The sequence below is a fragment of the Allobosea caraganae genome, from assembly GCF_003351345.1.
Taxonomy (GTDB): domain Bacteria; phylum Pseudomonadota; class Alphaproteobacteria; order Rhizobiales; family Beijerinckiaceae; genus Allobosea; species Allobosea caraganae.
Genome location: NZ_QQTO01000009.1, coordinates 1 through 20,262, shown reverse-complemented (window position 1 = coordinate 20,262; position 20,262 = coordinate 1). Strand labels below are relative to the sequence as shown.

Here is a 20,262-nt window from a genome sequence, read left to right as displayed (position 1 = left end):
CTGCGAGCAGCGCTTCGCATCGGCATCCGGGTTCATCCCTTGCGGAAACGGGCTATTTTATCTGCAGCCCCGCCTTGCGCAGCCCATTCGCGAGCCGGTCGATCAGGTCGTCCTCGAAACGCCGGTTGCGGAAATCGACCCGCATGCCGGCGCCGTAGTTCGGCCGCAGCCTCAGCAGGTTGGCGACGGCGTCCCTGGCCGGCTGCGGGTTGCCGAGCTCGCCCTGGGTCGCCGCCAGCAGCAGCCAGTAGAGGTAGAAATTGGGGAGCTGGATCTTTTCCAGCGCCGCGAGCGCCGCGCCGTAGTCCTGCCTGCGGTAGAGATCGACGATGATGAAGATCTGGTCCATGGCGACCGGGGTCGCGCGTCGACCGATCGCCTGCCGGAGGCCGTCGATCGCCTCGTCATAGCGGCCGAGGAGGAAGAGGCGGTTGTAGAACACGACCTGCCGGCCGGGGTTCTCGGGGTTCATCTCCATTGCCCGCTTTCCGGCGGCTTCGAAGCGCTGCATGTCGCCGGACTGGAAGGCGACGACCGAGACGGTCTCCTGCGTCAGCGAGGAATAAGGCGCGAGGGCCTCCGCCTTGGCGGCTGCAGCCTCTGCCTTGGCGAGCGCTGCCTTCGCCACCTCCGGCTCGGCGCTGCGGCTGCGGTTCTCGTCCGCGTAGATATAGCCGAGGAGCGCCCACGCCTCGGCATTGTCGGGATCCTGCGCGACGGTCCCCTCGAGGCAGGCGGTCATCTCGCCGCGCAGCGAATCGGTGAGGACCGTGGCGAAGCCGCGCGCCAGCGTCACGCAGGCATAGCCGGGCGCCGGCGGCGTCGGGATCGCCTTCCACTCGAAGGCCGAGATCACGCCCCGGCGCGAGGCGATGGCGTTGGCGATGGTCTGGGCGATGTCGTCTTCCGGCGCCACGCCGGCATTGCGCGTGAAGGGTGAATCCGTCGTGCCGGACCACAGGATCGCTTCGTTGCGGCCGTCGGTGAGCCGCCAGAACGCCCGCGCACTCCGGGAATCGGCCTTGACGCTGGCCGTGACCATGTAGACGCGCCGCGAGGGCGGCTCCCGGGCGAATATGCCGGCGATCAGGTCCCTATCCGATTGATCGGGCCTCGCGGCGATCACGGTCAGGCCTTCGAAGCGCGAGATGGCGGCCGGCAGCGAGCGCGACAGCGTGCGGCTGAGCGCGGTCGTCGGCGAGTCGTCGGAGAGGGCCTGGACTTGGGCGACGAGAACGAGCGGCGGCTGGGCCTCGACCTGGTCGCGCGTCCGGTCCAGGGCGAACAGGCCAAGTGCGAGCAGCGCCAGGAAGGCGGCGGCAAGACCCGCCAGCCACCAGGGCCGTCGCGGCAGCTCCGCCGTGATGCGCGAGAGCGGATCTCGCCTGACGGCTTTGGCCTGGACCGGCGGAGCAGGTTCGGCCGGCGTCTCGGCGGGCTCGCGGGCGGTCGCGATCGGCGCGGCTGCGCCCGCAGCCGGCGGAGCCATGCCGATGGCTTCGAAGGCCGGTGCGTAGCCGCCACGCGGCAGGCCGATCCGCACCCGGTCCAGGTGCCCCTCGCCGATGTAATAGTTGGCGAGGGCCTGGCGCAGGCGCCCGGCCTCGATGCGTACGACGGGGTCGAGCATGCCGTCGAAATCGGCGCGGCGGCCGAAGACGTCGACGGCGATCGTATAGGCCTTGATCCGGTCGCTGCGCCCGGCCAGCGTCTCCTCGACGACGAAGCGCAGGAAGTCCCGGTTCCGCGGCGAGGCACGGAAGCCCGGCTGGGACAGCAGATGCTCGAGCGCGGCCCGTTTTGCGTCATCGTCGAGGGGGGCGGGATCGGCCATCATGCTCACTCAATGCAATGCTTGGAGTAGCATGTCAAAGTAGTCACCATGCTTCCCCGCCATGTCAAGGTTCATCATTCGGCATGGCAAGCGCCGCAGCAGCAATCATGCAGGCTATCTATCAATAATATGCCGTTGCTTTCGTAACGAAATCTGAGCATCGGCTGGCGGAGAGGCATTGGGTCAGCGACAGAGGCGAGGATTCAAAAGACTTGTTTCCCGCTCTACGAGACGCTTATCTCTGCGGAAACGGTGCTATTTTATCTGCATCCCTGCCTTGCGCAGGCCTTCCGCGAGATGCTCGATGAAATCGGGCTGGAAGCGTCGATTGCGGAAGTCGCTGCGCATGGCGGCGCTGTAGTCGGGCCGCAGCTTCAGCAGTTGCGCGACGGCCTCCGAAGCCGCCTGGCTCTCGCCGAGCTCGCCCTGAATGGCGGCCAGCAGCAGCCAGTAGATGTAGAAGTTGGGCATGCTGATGCCTTTGACCATCGCGAGCGCGGCGGGATAGTCACTCCTCCGATAGAGATCGAGGATGAGCGTCAGCTGATCGGTCGCGACCGGCCGGGCCCGGAGGGGAATGGCTTCCCGCAGAAGCGCGATCGATTCATCGTATTTCCCGGCGAAGAAGAGCCGGTTGGCGAAGATGATCTTGCTGCCCGGATTGCCTGGGTTGATCGCCATCGCCTTCCTGCCCGCGGCTTCGAAGCGGGGTATGTCACCAGCCTGGAAGGCGACGACCGAGGCGGTCTCCTGCGTCAGCGCGGCATAGGGAGCGAGGGCTTCCGCTTTGGCGGCCGCGCTCTCGGCCTTGGCGAGCGCGGCCTTCGCCGCCTCCGGCTCGGCGCCGCGAACGCGGTTCTCGTCGGCATGGACGTAGCCGAGCAGGGCCCAGGCATCGGCATCGCCGGGATTCTGGGCCACCGTCCGCTCCAGGCAGAAGGTCAACTCCTTGCGCAGCGAATCCGTGAGCGTGGTGCTGTAGCTGCGCGCCCGCGCCACGCAGGCATAGCCGGGCGGAGGCGGGACCGGGATCGCCTTCCAGGCGAAGGAGGAGAGAAGCCCTTGCCGCGATGCGATGGCGTTGGCGATCGTCTGCGCGATATCGTCCTCCGGCGAGGCCTCCGTGTTGCGCGCGAAGGACGTGGCTGCCGTCCCCGACCAGAGGATGGACTGGTTCCGGCCGTCGGTGAGCTGCCAGCGCGCCAGCGCGCCCTGGCTGTCGGCCCCGATGCTGGCGAGGACGACATAGATGCGCCGGGAGGGCGGCTCGCGGGCGGTGAGGCTGCCGATCAGGTCCTGGTCGGTCTGGTCGGGCCGCGCCGCGACCACGGTCAGGCCATCGAAGCGGCTGATGGCCGCTGGCAGGGATTGCGAGAGCGTGCGGGCCAGGGCGATGGCCGAGCTATTGTCGGAGAGGGGCTGAACCTGCGCGGTCGCAACGAGCGGCGGCAGGATATCGCGGCCATCCGGCATCTTGCGCATCGCGGCGAAGCCGACCAGCGCCAGCACGGCGAGGGTCGACAGCCCGACCGCCTTCCAATGGCGCGGCCATTTCGTCGGCGGATGCTTTTGCGCGATGCCGCTGGCCGTGGCGGGGCGAGCCTCGTCGACCACGTCCGGGGCCTCCGTCTCGGCGGGGATGGCGGGCTGTTCGGCCTCGGCCGGCACCGTGGCGCCGCCGACGCGTTCGAAGACCGGCATATAGCCGCCGCGCGGCAGGCTGATGCGGATGGGGTCGGCCCGCCCGTCCTCGACATAGTAGCTGGTCAGCGCCTGGCGCAGCCGCCCGGCCTCGATGCGCACGACCGGATCGAGCATGCCGTCGAAATTGGTGCCGCGGCCGAAGACCTCGACGGCGACCGTATAGGCCTTGATCCGGCTGCTGCGACCGGCCAGCGACTCCTCGACGACAAAGCGGAGGAAGTTCTTGTTCCGCTGCGAGACGCGAAAACCCGGATGCGCGAGCAGGCGCTCGAGCGCTTCGGCCTTGGTCTGGTTGTCCATGGCGGGTTCGTTTGGCGGCATGCCGTCAATGTTGTCCTAGATCACGTCGCACTTGGATGGGACCATCCAAGTGCGAAAAACGGGATCTTGGCCAACAGCTAGAGCATGGCTTACGCGAAAAGCCGGTGCCCATTTTCTGGCGCCATACTCTTGGCCGGCGGAAAACCGTGCAGCAGGCGACCGCGCCGCCGGTTCGGTTGCGCGCTCATCCTTCGAAAGCGGCATTATGCGATTGCCAGCCCGGCCTTGCGGAGGCCGTCCGCGACATGTTCGATCGTATCCTCCCTGAAGCGCCGGATGCGGAAATCCGCCTGCATGATGGCGCCGTAGTTCGGGCGGAGTTCGAGCAGCCGCTTGAGAGCGTCCTCGGCCGCCTGCCGGTTGCCCAGTTGGCCATGGGCCGCGGCGACGATGATCCAATAGGTATAGTAACGCGACATGTTGGCCTTCGCGGCGAGCGCCAGTGCTTCTCTATACTCTCGCCGCAGGTAGAAATGATGGATGATCGCCATCGAGTCGGTCGGCATCGGCGTCGGCCGGCTGTCTATGACCTGATGCAGCATGGACATCGACTCGTCGTAGCGGCCGAGGAAGAACAGCCTGTTCGCGAAGTGGACCTGAAGATTCGGGTCGCTCGGGTTGATCTCGATCGCGCGCCTGCCCGCCGCCTCGAAGCGTCCGAGGTTGCCGTTCTGGAAGGCGACGGTCGAGATCGCCTGCTGGGTCATGGCCGAATAGGGCGCAAGCGCCTCGGCGCGGGCGGCTGCGACCTCGGCCCGCGCGAGGGCTGCCCGCGAGGCCTCCGGGTCGCCGACATTGACGCGGCTCTCGTCGACCTGGACATAGGCGAGCATGGCCCAGGCCTCGGCATGCTCGGGGCTTTGGGCGACGGTCACCTCGAGGCAGCGCACGAGCTGCTTGCGCTGCTCGTTCGTCGGGTTGGTGATGTAGTCGCGGGCGCAGGTCACGCAGGGATAGCCGGGCGGAAGCGGAGAGGGGATCGCGCGCAGCTCGAAGGACGAGATCGCCGCGCCGGACGAGGCGATGCCGCGTGCGATCATCTGGGCGATTTCGTCCTCCGGCGAGGTCGAGGTGTTGCGGGCGAAGGGGGCATCCGTCGTGCCCGACCAGAGAATCGACTGGGTCCGGCCATCGGTCAGCTGCCAGAGCGCCCGCGCGCCGCGCTCGTCGACCTTGACGCTCGCGACGACGAGATAGATGCGCCGGGATTGCGGCTCGCGCGACAGCGTGCTGGCGATCAAGTCCCGGTCCTGCTGATCGGGCCGCGCCGCGACGACCGTCAGGCCTTCGAAGCGGGCGATGGCCGCCGGCAGCGATTGCGAGAGCGTCCGGCTCAGCGCGACCGTCGGGGCATCGGCCGACAGGGCATGGACGCGGGCGGCCAGCACCAGTGGCGATCGCGTCGTGCCGCGCGCCGCCCGCGGCGAGATGGCGCCGGCGACCCGGCGTGCCAGCGCAGCCGGGGCAGACAAGCCCACCTCCCACCAGCGCTGCGGTGCTTGCGGCGGGAGGGGCGCCGGGGCCGGGTAGGCCGGTTCGGGCGGCTGATCGGACCAGGTCTGCGGCGTCTGGGCGCCGCGATGCGGGTCCTCCACGCCGCCGGGCGCCGTAGGCTCCGCCCGATAATGCGGGGCGGCGTCCTGATCTCCGATGACGACGAATGTCGGCTCATAGCCGCCGCGCGGCAGGCTGATGTGGATCCGCTCCGACTGGCCGTGCTCGGCATAGTAGTTGGTCAGCGCCTGGCGCAGGCGCCCGGCCTCGATGCGCACGACGGGGTCGAGCATGCCATCGAAATCGGCGCCGCGGCCGAAGACGTCGACGGCGATCGTATAGGCCTTGATCCGGTCGCCGCGACCGGCCAGCGACTCCTCCACGACGAAGCGTAAGAAGTTCTTGTTCCGCTGCGAGACGCGGAATCCGGGGTGAGCAAGCAGATTTTCGAGTGCCGCCCGCTTGGAATCGGTGTCGAGGGCAGGTTTGGCCGCTGTCATGCTCCCCCGCAACGCAATCACTGCGCCGTCACTCTTAAGTAGAGGCTATGTTATGGTTCGCTATGTCAATACTGAATTGCGCGCAGACTACGCTCTTTCGGTATCAATCAGTGGCATTGTAAATAATTGATGCCACGGCTTCGCTGAACGGAAGCTGAATATCTGCTGATGATTAAGTCAAGCTGCCCATACGTCATGAATTGCGAGCCTATCCTTCACTCGGCGCGGGTCCAAGCTCGCCAGGGTTGAAACAGGCGCTTACTCAACCGGCATGCCCGCCTTGCGCAACCCGTCCGCAACCTGGTCGATGAAGGCTTCCGGGATGCCGCGATTGCGGAAATCGGCGCGCATGACCGCGCCGTAATTGGTGCGGATGGCGTTCAGCCGCTTCAACGCGTCGGCGGCCCCTTCCGTGTTGCCGGTCTGGCCGTGGATCGCGGCGATCACCAGCCAGTAGGCGAAATAGCCGGGCATCTTGGCCTTGTCGGCCAGCGCGAGCGCCCCGGCATAGTCGCCCCGGCGGTAGAGGTCGTAGATGATGTTGACGTTGTCGGTCGCTACTGGGGCGGGCCTGCTCGCGATGGCCTGCTTCAGCACCGCCATGGATTCATCGTAGCGCCCGAGGAGGAACAGCCTGTTGCCGAGGATGACCTGCAGGTTGGGGTCGCTGGGGTTGATTGCGATCGCCCTGCGGCCCGCCGTCTCGAAGCGAGCGAGATCGCGCTTCTGATAGGCGGTGGTGGAGATGGCCTGCTGGGTCAGGGCGGAGAACGGCGCCAGCGCCTCGGCGCGGGCGGCGGCCGCCTCCGCCTTGGCGAGCGCGGCTTTCGAGACCTCCGGCACGTCGATCCGGACCCGGCTCTCGTCGACGTAGATATAGGCGAGCATCGCCCAGGCTTCGGCATATTCCGGCGTCTGCGCGACGGTGGTCTCGAGGCATTCGGCCAGGAGCTTGCGCTGCGCGTCGGTCAGGTTGGCGATGTACTGGCGCGAGCGGGTCACGCAGGCATAGCCGGGCGGGATCGGGTCGGGGATCGCGCGCAGTTCGAAGGAGGAGATCGCGGCGCCCTGCGAGGCGAGGGCGCGGGCGATCTTCTGGGCCGTCTCGTCCTCGACCGCACCGGTGGTGTTCTGCGCGAAGGAGGTGTCCATCGTCGCCGACCAGAGCAGCGCCTGGGTGCGGCCGTCCATGAGCTGCCAGAGCGCGCGGGCGCCGCCGCCATCGACCTTGACGCTGGTCGTGACCAGGTAGATGCGCCGCGAGGCCAGCTCGCGCTGGAGCGTGTTGGTGATCAGGTCCTGATCGGGCTGGTCGGGCCTTGCCGCGACCACGGTCAATCCTTCGAAGCGGGCGATGGCCGCGGGCAGCGATTGCGCGAGCGTGCGCGAGAGCGCCGTAGTCTGGGCGTCGCCGGTGAGCGCCTGCGGCCGCGCGATCATCACGATCGGCGACTGGAAGGCGTCTTCATCGGGGATGATCCGCTTCGCGACGACAGTGCCGAGGGTGGCAAGCCCGAGCAGGGCGAGCCCGGCCAGGGCGGCGATCCGCCATGAGCCGGCCGCCTTTGCCAGGAACCTGGGCGGCCGGGCGGGCGCCGGCGCGCCGCGGGCGATCGTGGCTGCGCGCATGGCGCTCTGGGGAAACGCCCACGAGACCGCGGCGGGCTCGGGCAGAGCCGGAGGGGGCGGAGCGGGCGCTTCGACATCGCGCGACGGGCATTCAGGTTCGCCGACGAGCTCGAAGGCGGGCGTGTAGCCGCCGCGGGGCAGGCCGATCCGGATCCGCTCCGATTGCCCCTCCTCGGCATAATATTTGGCGAGCGCCTGGCGCAGGCGCCCGGCCTCGATGCGCACGACGGGGTCGAGCATGCCGTCGAAATCGGCGCCGCGGCCAAAGACGTCGACGGCGATCGTATAGGCCTTGATCCGGTCGCTGCGGCCCGCGAGCGATTCCTCCACGACGAAGCGCAGGAAGCTCCTGTTGCGCTGCGAGACGCGAAAAGCCGAATCGGCGAGCAGGCGCTCGAGCGCCGCCAGCTTGGCGTCTTTATCGAGTGGATCGGGTTTCGCGGTCATGCTCATTCCAAAATCATCGGCAAGCGACTTTAAAAAGGTCACGGCCCCGCTCTCATTGTCGGCGACGGCGGGTCAGCAATCAAATCGAATTGATGTAATCGACGGGTTGTGAAGATCGGAGCTCAGGTTCAATCCCGAGGCAGGTTCAATCCTGAGGAAAGAATCTCAATATGTCCTGCAGCATCTCTTCGCACATGTCAGAATACTCCGTCTGAAGTTCTTGTGCCGAATCGCCCGATTGGGAAAGCCAGAATTCGAACGCTAGGCAGGCATGGTCATAAAGCTCCAAGGTTTCGCGGAAGTCCGGGCACATCGCCACAAAGGCGGTCATCGGCTTGGCGAGATTGTCCCGCCTCTGCCCGATGCGATGGATCCCGCGCTGCCAATCAGGCCTTTGCAAGGTCTGGGCCGTCTTTCGCATGGGCTCTGATTCCGCTGAAGCATTCGACGTCGATAGCGACAAACACATAGGAATATTATCCAGGGCGCTTCATTGGAACGCGAACACCAGCAACGTCGAACGATGGGTAACGATACGTAGCCTACGGCGTTTAACTGTCGAGCCCAGCATACGCTGCCGGCCGCCTTGTTACTGTAACATCCGGCTCTGTTCACGTAACAATTGGTCGGGCGATGGGCCGGAAATGGCCTGCTATTGGGCTGTTCCCCGAGATTTCGGGCCGATTCCGGCTGTTGCCGCCAGGCCGGCCGGAGCGAGCCGGGGCGGCGGCGTTCACGAGATCGAGAGGTAATGGCGGGTCGCCGCGCGGTCCCGGCGGCGGCACGGCAGTCCGGGCTGCGAGCCTCGGGGATTTGGTTACCGTAACGTCAGCTTGCCCGGTCATTGCGAGCGCGGCGAAGCAAGCCGGCGGGCCTCGCTCCACGTCCCTGGGCTGCCTCGCTTCGCTCCCTATGACGGGGCGATTCGTGCACTCGTCACCCCCTAGCCCGTGTCGATATGAATCACACCGCGTGCACGCGGGGCGAGCAGTCCGCGGTTGAACTTCGCGCCTGACTCAATCCGATGCCATCTGCGGTTGATATGGCCGAATATGGCAGGTTTCTGACACTTAAACATAATTAACGTCTTGGTGTGCCAGATCCGCAATTGAGACAAGAACAGTTTTATAGTAATGATATCAATCTGTGTTGTAAGAGCGTGACACCCGCCGCAGAAGCCGTATTCGGCGCAGGAATGTCCCAGACATACATCCGTGTGTCCCTTTTCTACCTCGTTCTCCGCCACGATTTCTCCCAGAGTCCGGCATCCGTCTGAGTCGGACTCTGTCCGAATTCCGTCGGTATGGGGGTTGTTGCCTAACCAAACGTAAGCCGAAGGCGGCTTCCAGGCGGTGGCGACGATCCAGAAGAGGCCCGCCTGCCCCGAGAGGGGGTGGACGGGTCAGGGACGGTCCCGGAGTGGAACGATGTCGTCGATGCTGAATGGCCTGGAAGTGCAGTCGGATTCGAGCGCCCAGCCCAATCTCTATCAGGAAGCCCTGCTCGCCCATGGCGGCCGCCGGAGCTCCATGAGCAAGTCGCAGCGGCGACGGCTCGCCGCCATCTTCCGCATCGCCTTCCGCATTCTCGGCATGGGCGAGAGGCGACGGATCGGCACGCTCGGACGAGGCGCCGCGGTCGCAGCCGCGCTCGCAGCCATGGGCATCTTCGTGCCGACCGTGGCGATGGCGCAGTATGCTACGGGTGGCGGGACTTCGACGGGGAGTGGTTCAACCGCTATTGGGTCTGGCAGCGGAGTCGCCACGGCAAAATCGGTAACGGGCACCGGGGCCATAGCATTCGGGTCGGGCGCGTCTTCGACCGGGACGTCCATTGGCGGCGGCGCCGATACGATCGCCATTGGTTACGGCACGACTGCCTTCAGCACGACGGGCGCTGGAAACGCGGTTGCGATGGGCGGGGGCGCCAACGCTTCCGGCCAGGATGTTATTGCGATCGGTGGGCAGGCCGTTGCTACGGGCTCGGGTACCGTCTCCGTCGGCAATAACTACAATGTCGCCGGGACCAACAACGGCGCCTTCGGTAATGCGGCCGCGTCTGCGGGCAGTGTGAATATTGCCTCTGGGGTAAGCGGCGCGTTCATTTTCGGCAACAATAACAACACCTCATCGAGCAACACCTTCATTCTAGGCAACAATGTCACGATCGGCACCGGCTTGGCTGGCGCCGTCGTGCTCGGCGACAGCTCGGCCGCCGTGCTTCCGACCGGCACTGCCTATGCGACCGGCACGGCGGCTCCGGCCTCGGCGGTTTCCGTCGGCTCGGGCGCCGCTCAGCGCCGCATCGCCAACGTCTCGGCCGGCTCGGCCGCGACCGACGCGGTCAATGTCAGCCAGCTCAACCAGATCGCCCAGAACACCGCGACCTCGCTCGGCGGCGGCGCGGCCTACAACGTGGCGACGGGCGCCTATACCGCGCCGACCTTCACCACCTACAACGCGGCCGGCGGCACGACGAGCGTCGGCAACGTCGCGGCTGCGATCGACAACATCAACGCGAAGGGCATCAAGTACTTCCACGCCAATTCGGTGCTGGCGGATTCGACCGCAACGGGGACCGACAGCATCGCGGTCGGCCCGGTGGCGGTTGCCTCCGGCACCAACGCCATCGCCATGGGCAATGGCGCCGTCGCCGCGACCACGGGCGATATCTATGTGGGCGCTGGTGCGGGCGCGAACGGGGGCACCTCGGCCACCAACCAGAACAATATCGGCATCGGCGCAGGCGTCGGCACGTTTGTCGTCGGCGACTCGAACACCGCCATCGGCAACCAGCTCACCGGCCAACGCGTCACAGGCAAAGGCAACACCGCCCTTGGCTCCAACTCCGGCGACAATGTCACCGGCGGCAACAACACCTCCATCGGCTCCAACTCGGGCGAAAACGTCACCGGCAGCGCCAATATCGCGATCGGCGGCGGCGGCGTCGGCAGCACTGTCACCGGCACCGGCAACATCGCTTTCGGCCGCGCCGCAGGTTCGAATGTCACGGCTTCCGGCGCCGTCGGCGCGACCGAGATCGGCGCCGTGGCAATCGGCGCGCGCGCCGGGCAGAACATCGTGGGCCTCAACACCATCGCCATCGGCACCCAGGCCGGGCAGGGCGTCACTGCCGACAACACCATCGCGGTCGGCTATAACGCGCTGGCCTCGACCAGCAGCGCGGTTGCCATCGGCAACGCCGCGGTCGCCAAGGGCGGCAAGTCGGTCTCGATCGGCGCCGGCAACGTCGCGAATGGCGACGGCTCGGTCGCCATCGGCGATCCCAACACGGCCGGCACGGCCTCCGTCGCCATGGGCCGCGACAACAACGCCAATGCCAGCAATGGCCTGGCCGGCGCGCTCGCGATGGGCGACACCAACGCCGCCGCTGGCGTCGGCGCGGCCGCGCTCGGCTCGACGAACACGGCGACCGGCCTCGGCGCCGTCGCGCTCGGCTCCAGCAACACGGCCACCGGCCAGGGCGCGGTGGCGATCGGCAACCAGTCCGTCGCGGCTTTCCAGGGCACGGTCGCCATCGGCGACAGCGCAAAGACGACCAACCAGGACGCCGTCGCGATCGGCACGCGCGCCCAGGCGTTCGCCACGAGCGCGGCGGTTGGCGTCGATTCCCAGGCCACCGGCCAGACCTCTGTCGCCTTTGGTAAGTTGGCGGTGGCCTCGGGCGGGAACTCCACGGCGCTGGGTGCCCATTCGACGGCCGGCGGCACTGGCGCGATCAGCATTGGCTCCTTCAGCGTTGCGAACAAGGATTATGCGATCTCGCAGGGCTGGAATTCTTCGGCCAGCGGATTGCAGGCCGTGGCCATCGGCCGCAACGCGAATGCGGGCGCCGACAATACGGTGGCGATCGGCGGCGGCGACTCGCTGAACGGTGCGCGGGCGCTGGCGGCAAACGCGGTTGCGTTCGGTATCAATTCCGTCGCCAACAATGCTAACTCCGTCGCGCTCGGCGCGGGTTCGGTGACGGCGGCTGCGGTTGGCACGGCCAGCACGACGATCAACGGCGCCACCTACAACTTCGCCGGAACGCTGCCGACGAGCACGGTCTCGGTCGGCACCGGCCTGGCCGGCGGCGAGCGCACCATCACCAATGTCGCGGCCGGCCGGATCAGCCTGACCTCGACCGACGCGATCAACGGCTCGCAGCTCTACCAGACCAACAAGGCGATCGAGAACGCAACGACGCATTATTACAGCGTCAATGACGGCGGCACGAAGGGCGGCAACTACAACAACAACGGCGCGGCGGGCCCCAATTCGCTCGCCGCCGGCGTCGGCGCGAGCGCGTCGGAAGATTTCTCGACCGCGGTCGGCTACAATGCCAAGGCGCTGGGCTTCGGTGCTACGAGCATCGGCCCCTCCGCCACAGCCGGCGGCGACTATTCGATCGCCATGGGCCAGAACGCCTCCGCCTCGATCGAGCACAGCATCGCGATCGGCAGCAACACCAACGCGGCGCTGAACAACACGGTCGCCATCGGCAGCGGCTCGACCGCAGGCAGCGGTGCGCAGGCGACGCTCACTGGCGCCGTCGCCATCGGCTCCGGCGCCTCCGCCATCGGCACCAACTCCGTCGCGCTCGGCGCGGGGTCGTTGACGGGCAATGGGATCGGCATCGGCGGCCCGTACTCGCTGAACGGCGGCACGATCGCCGCCACCACTGCGTCCGCAGTGGTCTCGGTCGGCGCTGTCGGCACGGAGCGCCGCATTACCAACGTCGCGGCCGGCGCCCTGACCGCCGCCTCGACCGAGGCGGTCAACGGCTCGCAGCTCTTCGCAGTCGGCTCCTCGCTGAATAACCTCGGCACCACTGTCGCCAGCACCTTCGGCCCCGGCGTCACCTATAATTCCTCGACCGGTGCGGTCGGCGGCAAGTTCACCTATGCCGGCGTCAGCAGCTACACCTCGGTCCAGCAGGTCTTCGACCAGATCAACACCAAGGTCAGCGCGATCGACTTCCCGATCCGCTCCAGCGGGAAGCAGCCTTACACCACAAATGCCGGCGGATTGAGCTCTAATCTCGCGGTCGGCTCGAATGCCATCGCCAATAACCAGGGCAACACCGCGGTCGGTGAGGATTCGGCTGCGCAAGGCTTCCGAGCCAACGCCTTCGGCTGGGGCGCCAAGGGCAAGGGGACGGATTCGTCGGCCTTCGGCACGAATGCGAACGCGCATGGAAATACCGACATCGCCATCGGCAATTTCTCGGAATCGGCCGGCCAGAGTTCGGCCGCGGTCGGCGGCAATGCCAAGGCCTTGCAATGGGGGTCGACCGCCGTAGGTGGCTTCTCTACGGCTAACGCCAAATATGCGACCGCTCTTGGCTATCTGTCGTCCGTCGCCGTCGAGAACGGCACGGCGGTCGGCAACGCGGCGACTGTGACGGGTGTGAACGGCGTCGCGGTCGGCGGCAATTCCAGCGCGAGCGGCGGCGCGGCGGTCTCGGTTGGCAAGGACGCATTGGCGGCAGGACTGAACTCGGTGGCCATGGGCGCCCAGGCGAGCGCCGCCGGCGAGCAAGGCACGTCGGTCGGTTGGCAGGCAGGCAGCGGGGCGAGCGGCAACGGGCTCTCCGCCTTCGGAGCCGGCGCTGGCCGGGCTTCCACGGGTGACGGCAACACCGCCATCGGCCAAGGGGCCGGCGATAGCGTCAACGGCAACTCCAACACCTCTGTGGGTTCGTTCGCCGGCCAGGGCGCTCAGGGCAACTTCAACGCATTCTTCGGTGGCGATTCCGGCATCGGCGCCAACGGCAGCAAGAATGTCGGCGTCGGCATCGGTGCGGGCGCACTCGTCACCGGGGACAGCAACGTTTCGATCGGCTGGGGTGCAGGCAATCCCAATGGCACGAACGGCCCGGTCAACAACGCCATCTCCATTGGCACCAACTCGAACGCCTCGACCGACGGCGCCGTCGCCATCGGCCAGAATGCCAACGCGCTTGGCGGCAAGGCGGTCTCGATCGGTGTCGGCAACACCGCCATCGGCGACGGTGCGGTCGCGATCGGCGATCCGAACATCTCGAACGGCACCGGCGCGGTCACGTCGGGCGCCAACAACGTCGCGGCCGGGAAGGCCGACGGCTCCATGTCGGCCAATGGCGCGGTCGCGATCGGCAACACCAACGTGGCTCTCGGCCAGGGCTCGGTCGCTCTCGGCAACAACTCGAGCGCCGGCACGTCGGGTTCGGTCGCGATCGGCAACGCCTCCACGGTGATGGGCACCGGCGGCACCGGCGGCGCCAACGGCATCGCAATCGGTGGCGGCACGGTCAATGTCGGCGGCACCGGCGCCACCGTGATCGCGCTCGGCGCCTTCTCCGTCGCCGGCACGTCCGGCTCGTCCAGCAAGGGCGAGATCGCGATCGGTGGCTTCTCGACCGCGACAAACGGCGGCACCGCGATCGGCGAGTCGGCCAATGCCAGCGTCGCCGGCGGCGTCGCGCTGGGTAGAGGCTCGGTCGAAGGTACCGTCAACACCGGCACCTACGTGATCGCGGGCAGCGCCACGCCAGCGGCCGGCATCACCGGCATCACCAGCGTCGTCTCGGTCGGCACGGCCGGCGCCGAGCGCCAGATCACCAATGTCGCGGCCGGCACGCTCTCGGCCTTCTCGACCGACGCGATCAACGGCTCGCAGCTCTTCGCCACCAACGAACTGGTCACCAAAAGCGCGACGCATTACTACAGCGTCAAGTCGGCTCAGACCGGCGCTGGCTCGAACTACGCCAATGACGGCGCGCAAGGCGCCGATTCGCTTGCGGCGGGCGTGAATGCCGTGGCCGCGGGCGATAGGAGCTCATCGGTCGGCTACGGCAATACGATCGCTGCCATTGCGCAGGACGCCTCGGCCTTCGGCTCCAGCAACGCGGTCGGCGCTTCGGGTTCCACCGCTCTCGGCGTGGGCAACAACGTGGCGGCCACCGCCTCGGTGGCGGTCGGCAACGGCAACACGTTTGGTCCCGGTGTCGGCAACGCCAACCTTCTCGCTCTTGGCTCGAATAATACCATGGGCGGGACCAATAATAACATCGTATACGCCGTCGGCGCCGGCAACAACGTTACTGGCAGCAACAACTCCAGCACCATGCTGATCGGCCAGAACAGCCTCAGCGGCAACCAGAACTCGAGCAACCTGCTAAGCGGGTTCAATGAGATCAGCGGAAACCAGAACACCCTTCAGTTTCTAGTCGGCGATAACAACAGGGTCACAGGGGGCGGCAACCAGCGCGTCGCGGTCTCCGGCTTCGGCAACGAGGTTCAGGGCGGCAACAACACAGTCGCTGTGTCCGGCGAAGGCAACCGCATCGCGGCGCTGAGCTACAGCACCGTCACGGGCGTCGACAACGTCATCGCCAATACCAGCTATGGCTATGTGACCGGCTACCAGAACAATGTGACGCCGACGGGCTCGGCGACCGGCGTAGTGCTGGTGGGCGGCGACAACCAGATCGGCGCCACCAACACCTCGTACACCCAGGCCTACGGCTTCGGCAACAGGTTCAATACGGTGCAGGGCAGCAACCTGCAGCAGATCGGCCGCGACAACTTGATCGGCAGCATCGGCACGATCACCAACGTCCAGCAGTTCGGTACCAAGAACTATGTCGACGGCGACGGCACCAACAATGTCCAGAACATCGGCAACGGCAACTTCATCAGCAGCACCGGCGCTGGCACGGGCCCCTCGTTCGTCCAGAATCTGGGCTACAACAACCGCGTCGAGGGCGCCAACAACCAGAGCATCCAGCTGATCGGCCGCGACAACGCGATCGGCGGCGACAACAACAGCCTGCTGAGTATCTCCGGCGCCAGCAACAAGCTGACCAGCGGCACCAACACGAAGGTGAGCGTCGAAGGCTTCGGCAACGAGCTCGGGGCCGGCAACAGCCAGCTCAGCGTGGTGGGCGCGAACAACAAGATCTACGACAACAACTCCAACAGCTTCATCGGCGGCATCGGCAACACGGTCCAGAACAACACCGCCGGCAACATCCTGATCGCTCAGGATTCGACCATCGGCACCGGGGTGACCAACGCGATCGGCCTCGGCAACAAGGTCGATGTCCACGACAGCAACGCCGTCGCCATCGGCAACAGCGCCAAGGCCGTGTTCGCCGACTCGGTGGCGCTTGGCTCGTTCTCGAGCTCGGTCACGGCGAAGGGCGTGACCGGCTATGCGCCGCCGACGGCCAGCGCCGCGGACATCCTGGCGATCAACGCCACGACGAGCACGCTCGCGGCGGTCGCGGTCGGCGATGCCAGCAACAACTACTTCCGCCAGATCACCGGCGTCGCGGCCGGCACGGCCGACAGCGATGCGGTCAATGTCAGCCAGCTCAAGGCCGGCGTGGCGGCGGCGACGACGCACTACTACAGCGTCAACGACGGCGGCACGATCGGCGGCAACTACAACAATGACGGTGCCAAGGGGCTGAACTCCGTCGCAAGCGGCGTCAACGCGGCGGCCTATGGCAACGGCTCCGTCGCTCAGGGCTTCGGCGCCACGGCGGGGACCAACGGTACGGCCACCTTCGCCAACGACGTCGCTGTCGGGACCGGGGCAACGGCTGGGGGAGGGACGGATTTTCAGGGCGTCCATCGTGGCACGATCGCTATCGGCTCGGCTTCTAACGTTACGGCCTCGGGCGGCATCGCCATTGGCGCGAATGCCGTCGTGACCAATCAGAACTACTTCGGCGGTGGCGTGGCCATCGGTGCCAACGCCCAGTCTAATTCGTGGGCCACGGTGGCGGTCGGCCTCAATGCCGGCGTCGGCTATACCGGCGGCGGTTTCGACACGCTGATCGGAGCCAATGCGGCCTACCAGGCAACCAACGTCAATCCCAACAGCTACTCGGGCGCTACCATCGTCGGCATGAACGCGGCCACTAATGCGACGCTGGGCTACCGCGATGTGTTCATGGGCTATCAAGCCGGCCAGAATTCCAAGGTTGGAGCCAATCAGGGCGGGGTTCAGGGCAACAACGTCGGTATCGGTGGAAACGCCTTCGGCGATAGCACCGGCAACTGGAACGTCGCCGTGGGTGGCTACACCCCGGGCGCCAACTCGACTGGTTCCAACAACACGGCGCTTGGCGGCTTCCAGACCGGCATAAAGGTGAACGGTAGCTCCAACGTCGCCCTAGGCTCCGAGGCGGGTCAGAGTGTGACCGGCAGCAACAACATCGCCATCGGCTCGGCCACCGGCGCCGGCTTCCCGATCACTAATTCCGGTGCCGGAGGCAATACGACGGGCTCCAACAACATCGCTCTTGGCGCTTATGCCGGGCGGAACATCACTGCCGATTATGCGATCTCGATGGGCTACAACGCCCAGGCCAGCAAGACCGGCGCCATCGCGCTCGGTAAGAACTCCGCCTCCAGCGGCGTGAACGCCATCGCCATCGGCACGGGCTCGATCGCGACCGGTTCGGTCGCGATGGGGCCGGGCGCCAAGGCGGGCGGCGGCGGCGCGGCGTTCGGCGACAATGCCGATGCCGGCGGCACCTTCCTCAGCGCCAACACCACCAACACGCTCGGCACGGCGCTCGGCAACGGCGCGGTGGTCACCAATGCCGGCGCGGTCGCGCTCGGCGCAGGTTCGGTGACGGCCGCTGCGAATGCGACCGCGAGCGGTGCGATCAATGGCGTGACCTACAACTACGCCGGCACCCTGCCGACGAGCGTGGTCTCGGTCGGCGGCGTGGGCACGGAGCGCCAGATCACCAACGTCGCGGCCGGCCAAGTCACCTCGACCTCGACCGATGCGATCAACGGCTCGCAGCTCTTCGCCACCAACAGCGCCATCGAGGCGACCACCGGCAAGCTGACGCACTATTACAGCGTCAATGACGGCGGCACGATCCAGGCCAACCACGAGAATGACGGCGCCATCGGCTTGAACTCGCTGGCCGCCGGCACCAATGCCCAGGCGCTGGGCGCCAGCGGTGTTGCGATGGGCGACGGCGCGCGGGCCGTCGCGCATGACACGGTCGCGATCGGCACCAACGCCGTCGCCGACTTCAGCAACTCCAGCAAGTGGGGCGGCATCGCGCTCGGCAAGAACGCCTACAGCTTCAGCAACAATGCCGGCGGCAACATTGCGATCGGCTCCGACTCGGTCAGCACCGGCCAGTTCGGCCCCAGCATGGCCGTCGGTGTCGGCGCCTCGGCCACCGGCGACGGCGGCAACACCGCCATCGGCTACCTCGCCAATTCGAAGGGCGGGAACTCGTTGGCGGCCGGCGCAAACGCCTTGGCGGGCGGGGCCTACTCCACGGCGGTCGGTGGCGCGGACACGCAGGCAACCGGCTACAACTCGGCAGCCTTCGGTACCGGCAACAAGGCGACGGGCGACGTCTCGGCGGCGATCGGCGCCGGCGGCGCGAACGCTACGGGCAATTACTCGCTGGTCTTCGGCAACAACGCGATCACGTCGGGCGACTATGCGGTCGGCGTGGGCACGGCCAACACCATCAGCGGGACGAAGGCGATCGGTATCGGCTACGACAACCTCGTCTCCGGCGCGAACTCGATCGCGGTTGGCACGGGGCACAAGATTTCCGGCGCGAATTCGGGCGCCTTCGGCGATCCGAACATCATCTCCGGTTCGGGCTCCTACGCGTTCGGCAACAACAACAACATTGCCTCGAACAACGCCTTCGTCGTCGGCAACACCGTGACGATCGCTGCCGGCCTCGACGGCGCGGTGGTGCTCGGCAATGCCTCGACGGTGGCGGCTTCCGTCGCGACCCCGGACGGCATGATCAACGGCACCAAGTATACTTATGCCGGCGGTGCGCCGGCAGCGGGTGGCGTGGTCTCGGTCGGCGCCTTCGGCGCCGAGCGCCAGATCCAGAACGTCGCGGCCGGCCAGGTCACCTCGACCTCGACCGACGCGATCAACGGCTCGCAGCTCTTCGCCACCAACAGCGCCATCGAAACATTCGCGGGCAAGCTGACGCATTACTACAGCGTCAACGCGACCGATCAGACCGCCGGCTCGAACTACCTCAACGACGGCGCGACCGGCGCCGATGCGATGGCCGCAGGCGTCGGCACCAAGGCCTCGGGCGCAGTCTCGACGGCGGTCGGCGCGCGGGCCCTGTCGACTGGCCGCTACAGCACGGCGGTCGGCGGCGGCATCCAGGCGGCGGCGCAGGCCAATAACGACTACGCGGTCGCACTCGGCAACGGCACCCAGGCCAATGGCTTCGGCGCTGCCGCGCTCGGCGGCGGCGACGACGGGGTCAACTACACGACCCTCGCCAACGGCAAGTACAGCCTGGCGATGGTCGGCGGCACGTCCACGACCGATCAGAGCATCGCCATCGGCAAGGGCTCGGTCGCGGCGGCCAGCGTCGGCGACGTGGCTCTGGGCGCGGGCTCGGTGACGGCTGCTGCCAACCCGACTTCGAGTGCGACGATCGTGTTCCCGGGCGGTTCGGTGGTGCTGACCGGCTTCGCCGGCACGCTGCCGACGAGCGTGGTCTCGGTCGGCGCCTTCGGTGCCGAGCGGCAGATCACCAATGTCGCGGCCGGCCGGATCACGACCGACTCCACCGACGCGATCAACGGCTCGCAGCTCTACGCCCTGGGTGCGGCACTCGACAGCACCAACGGCAAGCTGACGCATTACTACAGCGTCAAGGCCTCCGATAAGGGCGCCGGCTCGAACTACGACAACGACGGCGCGACGGGCTCCAACTCGCTGGCGGCGGGCGAATCCGCGTCGGCCTCGGCCCAGAGCGCGACGGCGGTCGGCTACCAGGCCGCTGCGAGCGGCATCGGGTCGTCGGCCTTCGGCGTCCTGGCCAATGCCAGCGGCCTCCAGTCGACCGCGCTCGGCAACGGCGCGGCGGCGAGCGGCACCAACAGCATCGCGGCCGGCTTCCAATCAGTCGCGAGCGCGCCGTCCGCGGCGGCCTTCGGCTCGGGGGCGAAGGCGACCGGCGAGAACTCGCTGGCGGCCGGCTACAATGCCCAGGCCAGCAGCGCTTCCGCCACGGCGCTGGGCACCTCGTCGAACGCCAGCGCCGTCCAGTCGACCGCGGTCGGCGCCGGCGCCACGGCGACGGACACCAACGCGACCGCGACCGGTTTTGCTGCCGTTGCCAGCAACAAGAGCGCCACGGCGACGGGCTCCGGCAGCAAGGCCACGGGCGAGAACAGCACCGCGACTGGCGCGGGCAGCACGGCGTCTGGCAACGGCAGCACGGCGGTCGGTTTCGGCGCCACGGCGAGCAATGCCGGCGACGTGGCCCTGGGCTCGGGCTCGGTCACCGCCGGGCCGAACCCGACCTCGGGCG

At 67.2% G+C, this 20,262-nt stretch carries 6 protein-coding genes; 1 reads left to right on the top strand and 5 read right to left on the bottom strand.

Translation table 11 applies throughout. The annotated features are described in order from the left end of the window. Positions 1-52 precede the first annotated feature (52 nt). The 5 genes from DWF00_RS04310 to DWF00_RS04290 all read right to left on the bottom strand — a co-directional run bounded on the left by DWF00_RS04310 (position 53) and on the right by DWF00_RS04290 (position 8,350). Positions 53-1,837, bottom strand: a complete 1,785-nt coding sequence (locus tag DWF00_RS04310) for a hypothetical protein (RefSeq protein WP_114832630.1) — start codon at positions 1,835-1,837, stop codon at positions 53-55. 252 nt (positions 1,838-2,089) lie between these two features. Continuing rightward, positions 2,090-3,859 (bottom strand): tetratricopeptide repeat protein, encoded by a 1,770-nt coding sequence (locus DWF00_RS04305; RefSeq protein ID WP_210208762.1) that lies wholly within the window; start codon positions 3,857-3,859, stop codon positions 2,090-2,092. Between the two features lie 203 nt (positions 3,860-4,062). After that, entirely contained in the window at positions 4,063-5,853 is a 1,791-nt protein-coding gene (locus tag DWF00_RS04300; protein WP_114832633.1) for a tetratricopeptide repeat protein, read from the bottom strand. 258 nt (positions 5,854-6,111) lie between these two features. Next, positions 6,112-7,929 (bottom strand): hypothetical protein, encoded by a 1,818-nt coding sequence (locus tag DWF00_RS04295; protein ID WP_147283843.1) that lies wholly within the window; start codon positions 7,927-7,929, stop codon positions 6,112-6,114. 145 nt (positions 7,930-8,074) lie between these two features. Next, positions 8,075-8,350, bottom strand: a complete 276-nt coding sequence (locus DWF00_RS04290; RefSeq protein ID WP_114832636.1) for a hypothetical protein — start codon at positions 8,348-8,350, stop codon at positions 8,075-8,077. A gap of 1,006 nt (positions 8,351-9,356) precedes the next feature. Between DWF00_RS04290 and DWF00_RS29315 the strand changes: the two genes are divergently transcribed. Beyond that, positions 9,357-20,262 (top strand): hypothetical protein (locus DWF00_RS29315; protein ID WP_181832909.1); only part of this gene is annotated, 10,906 nt, incomplete at its 3' end.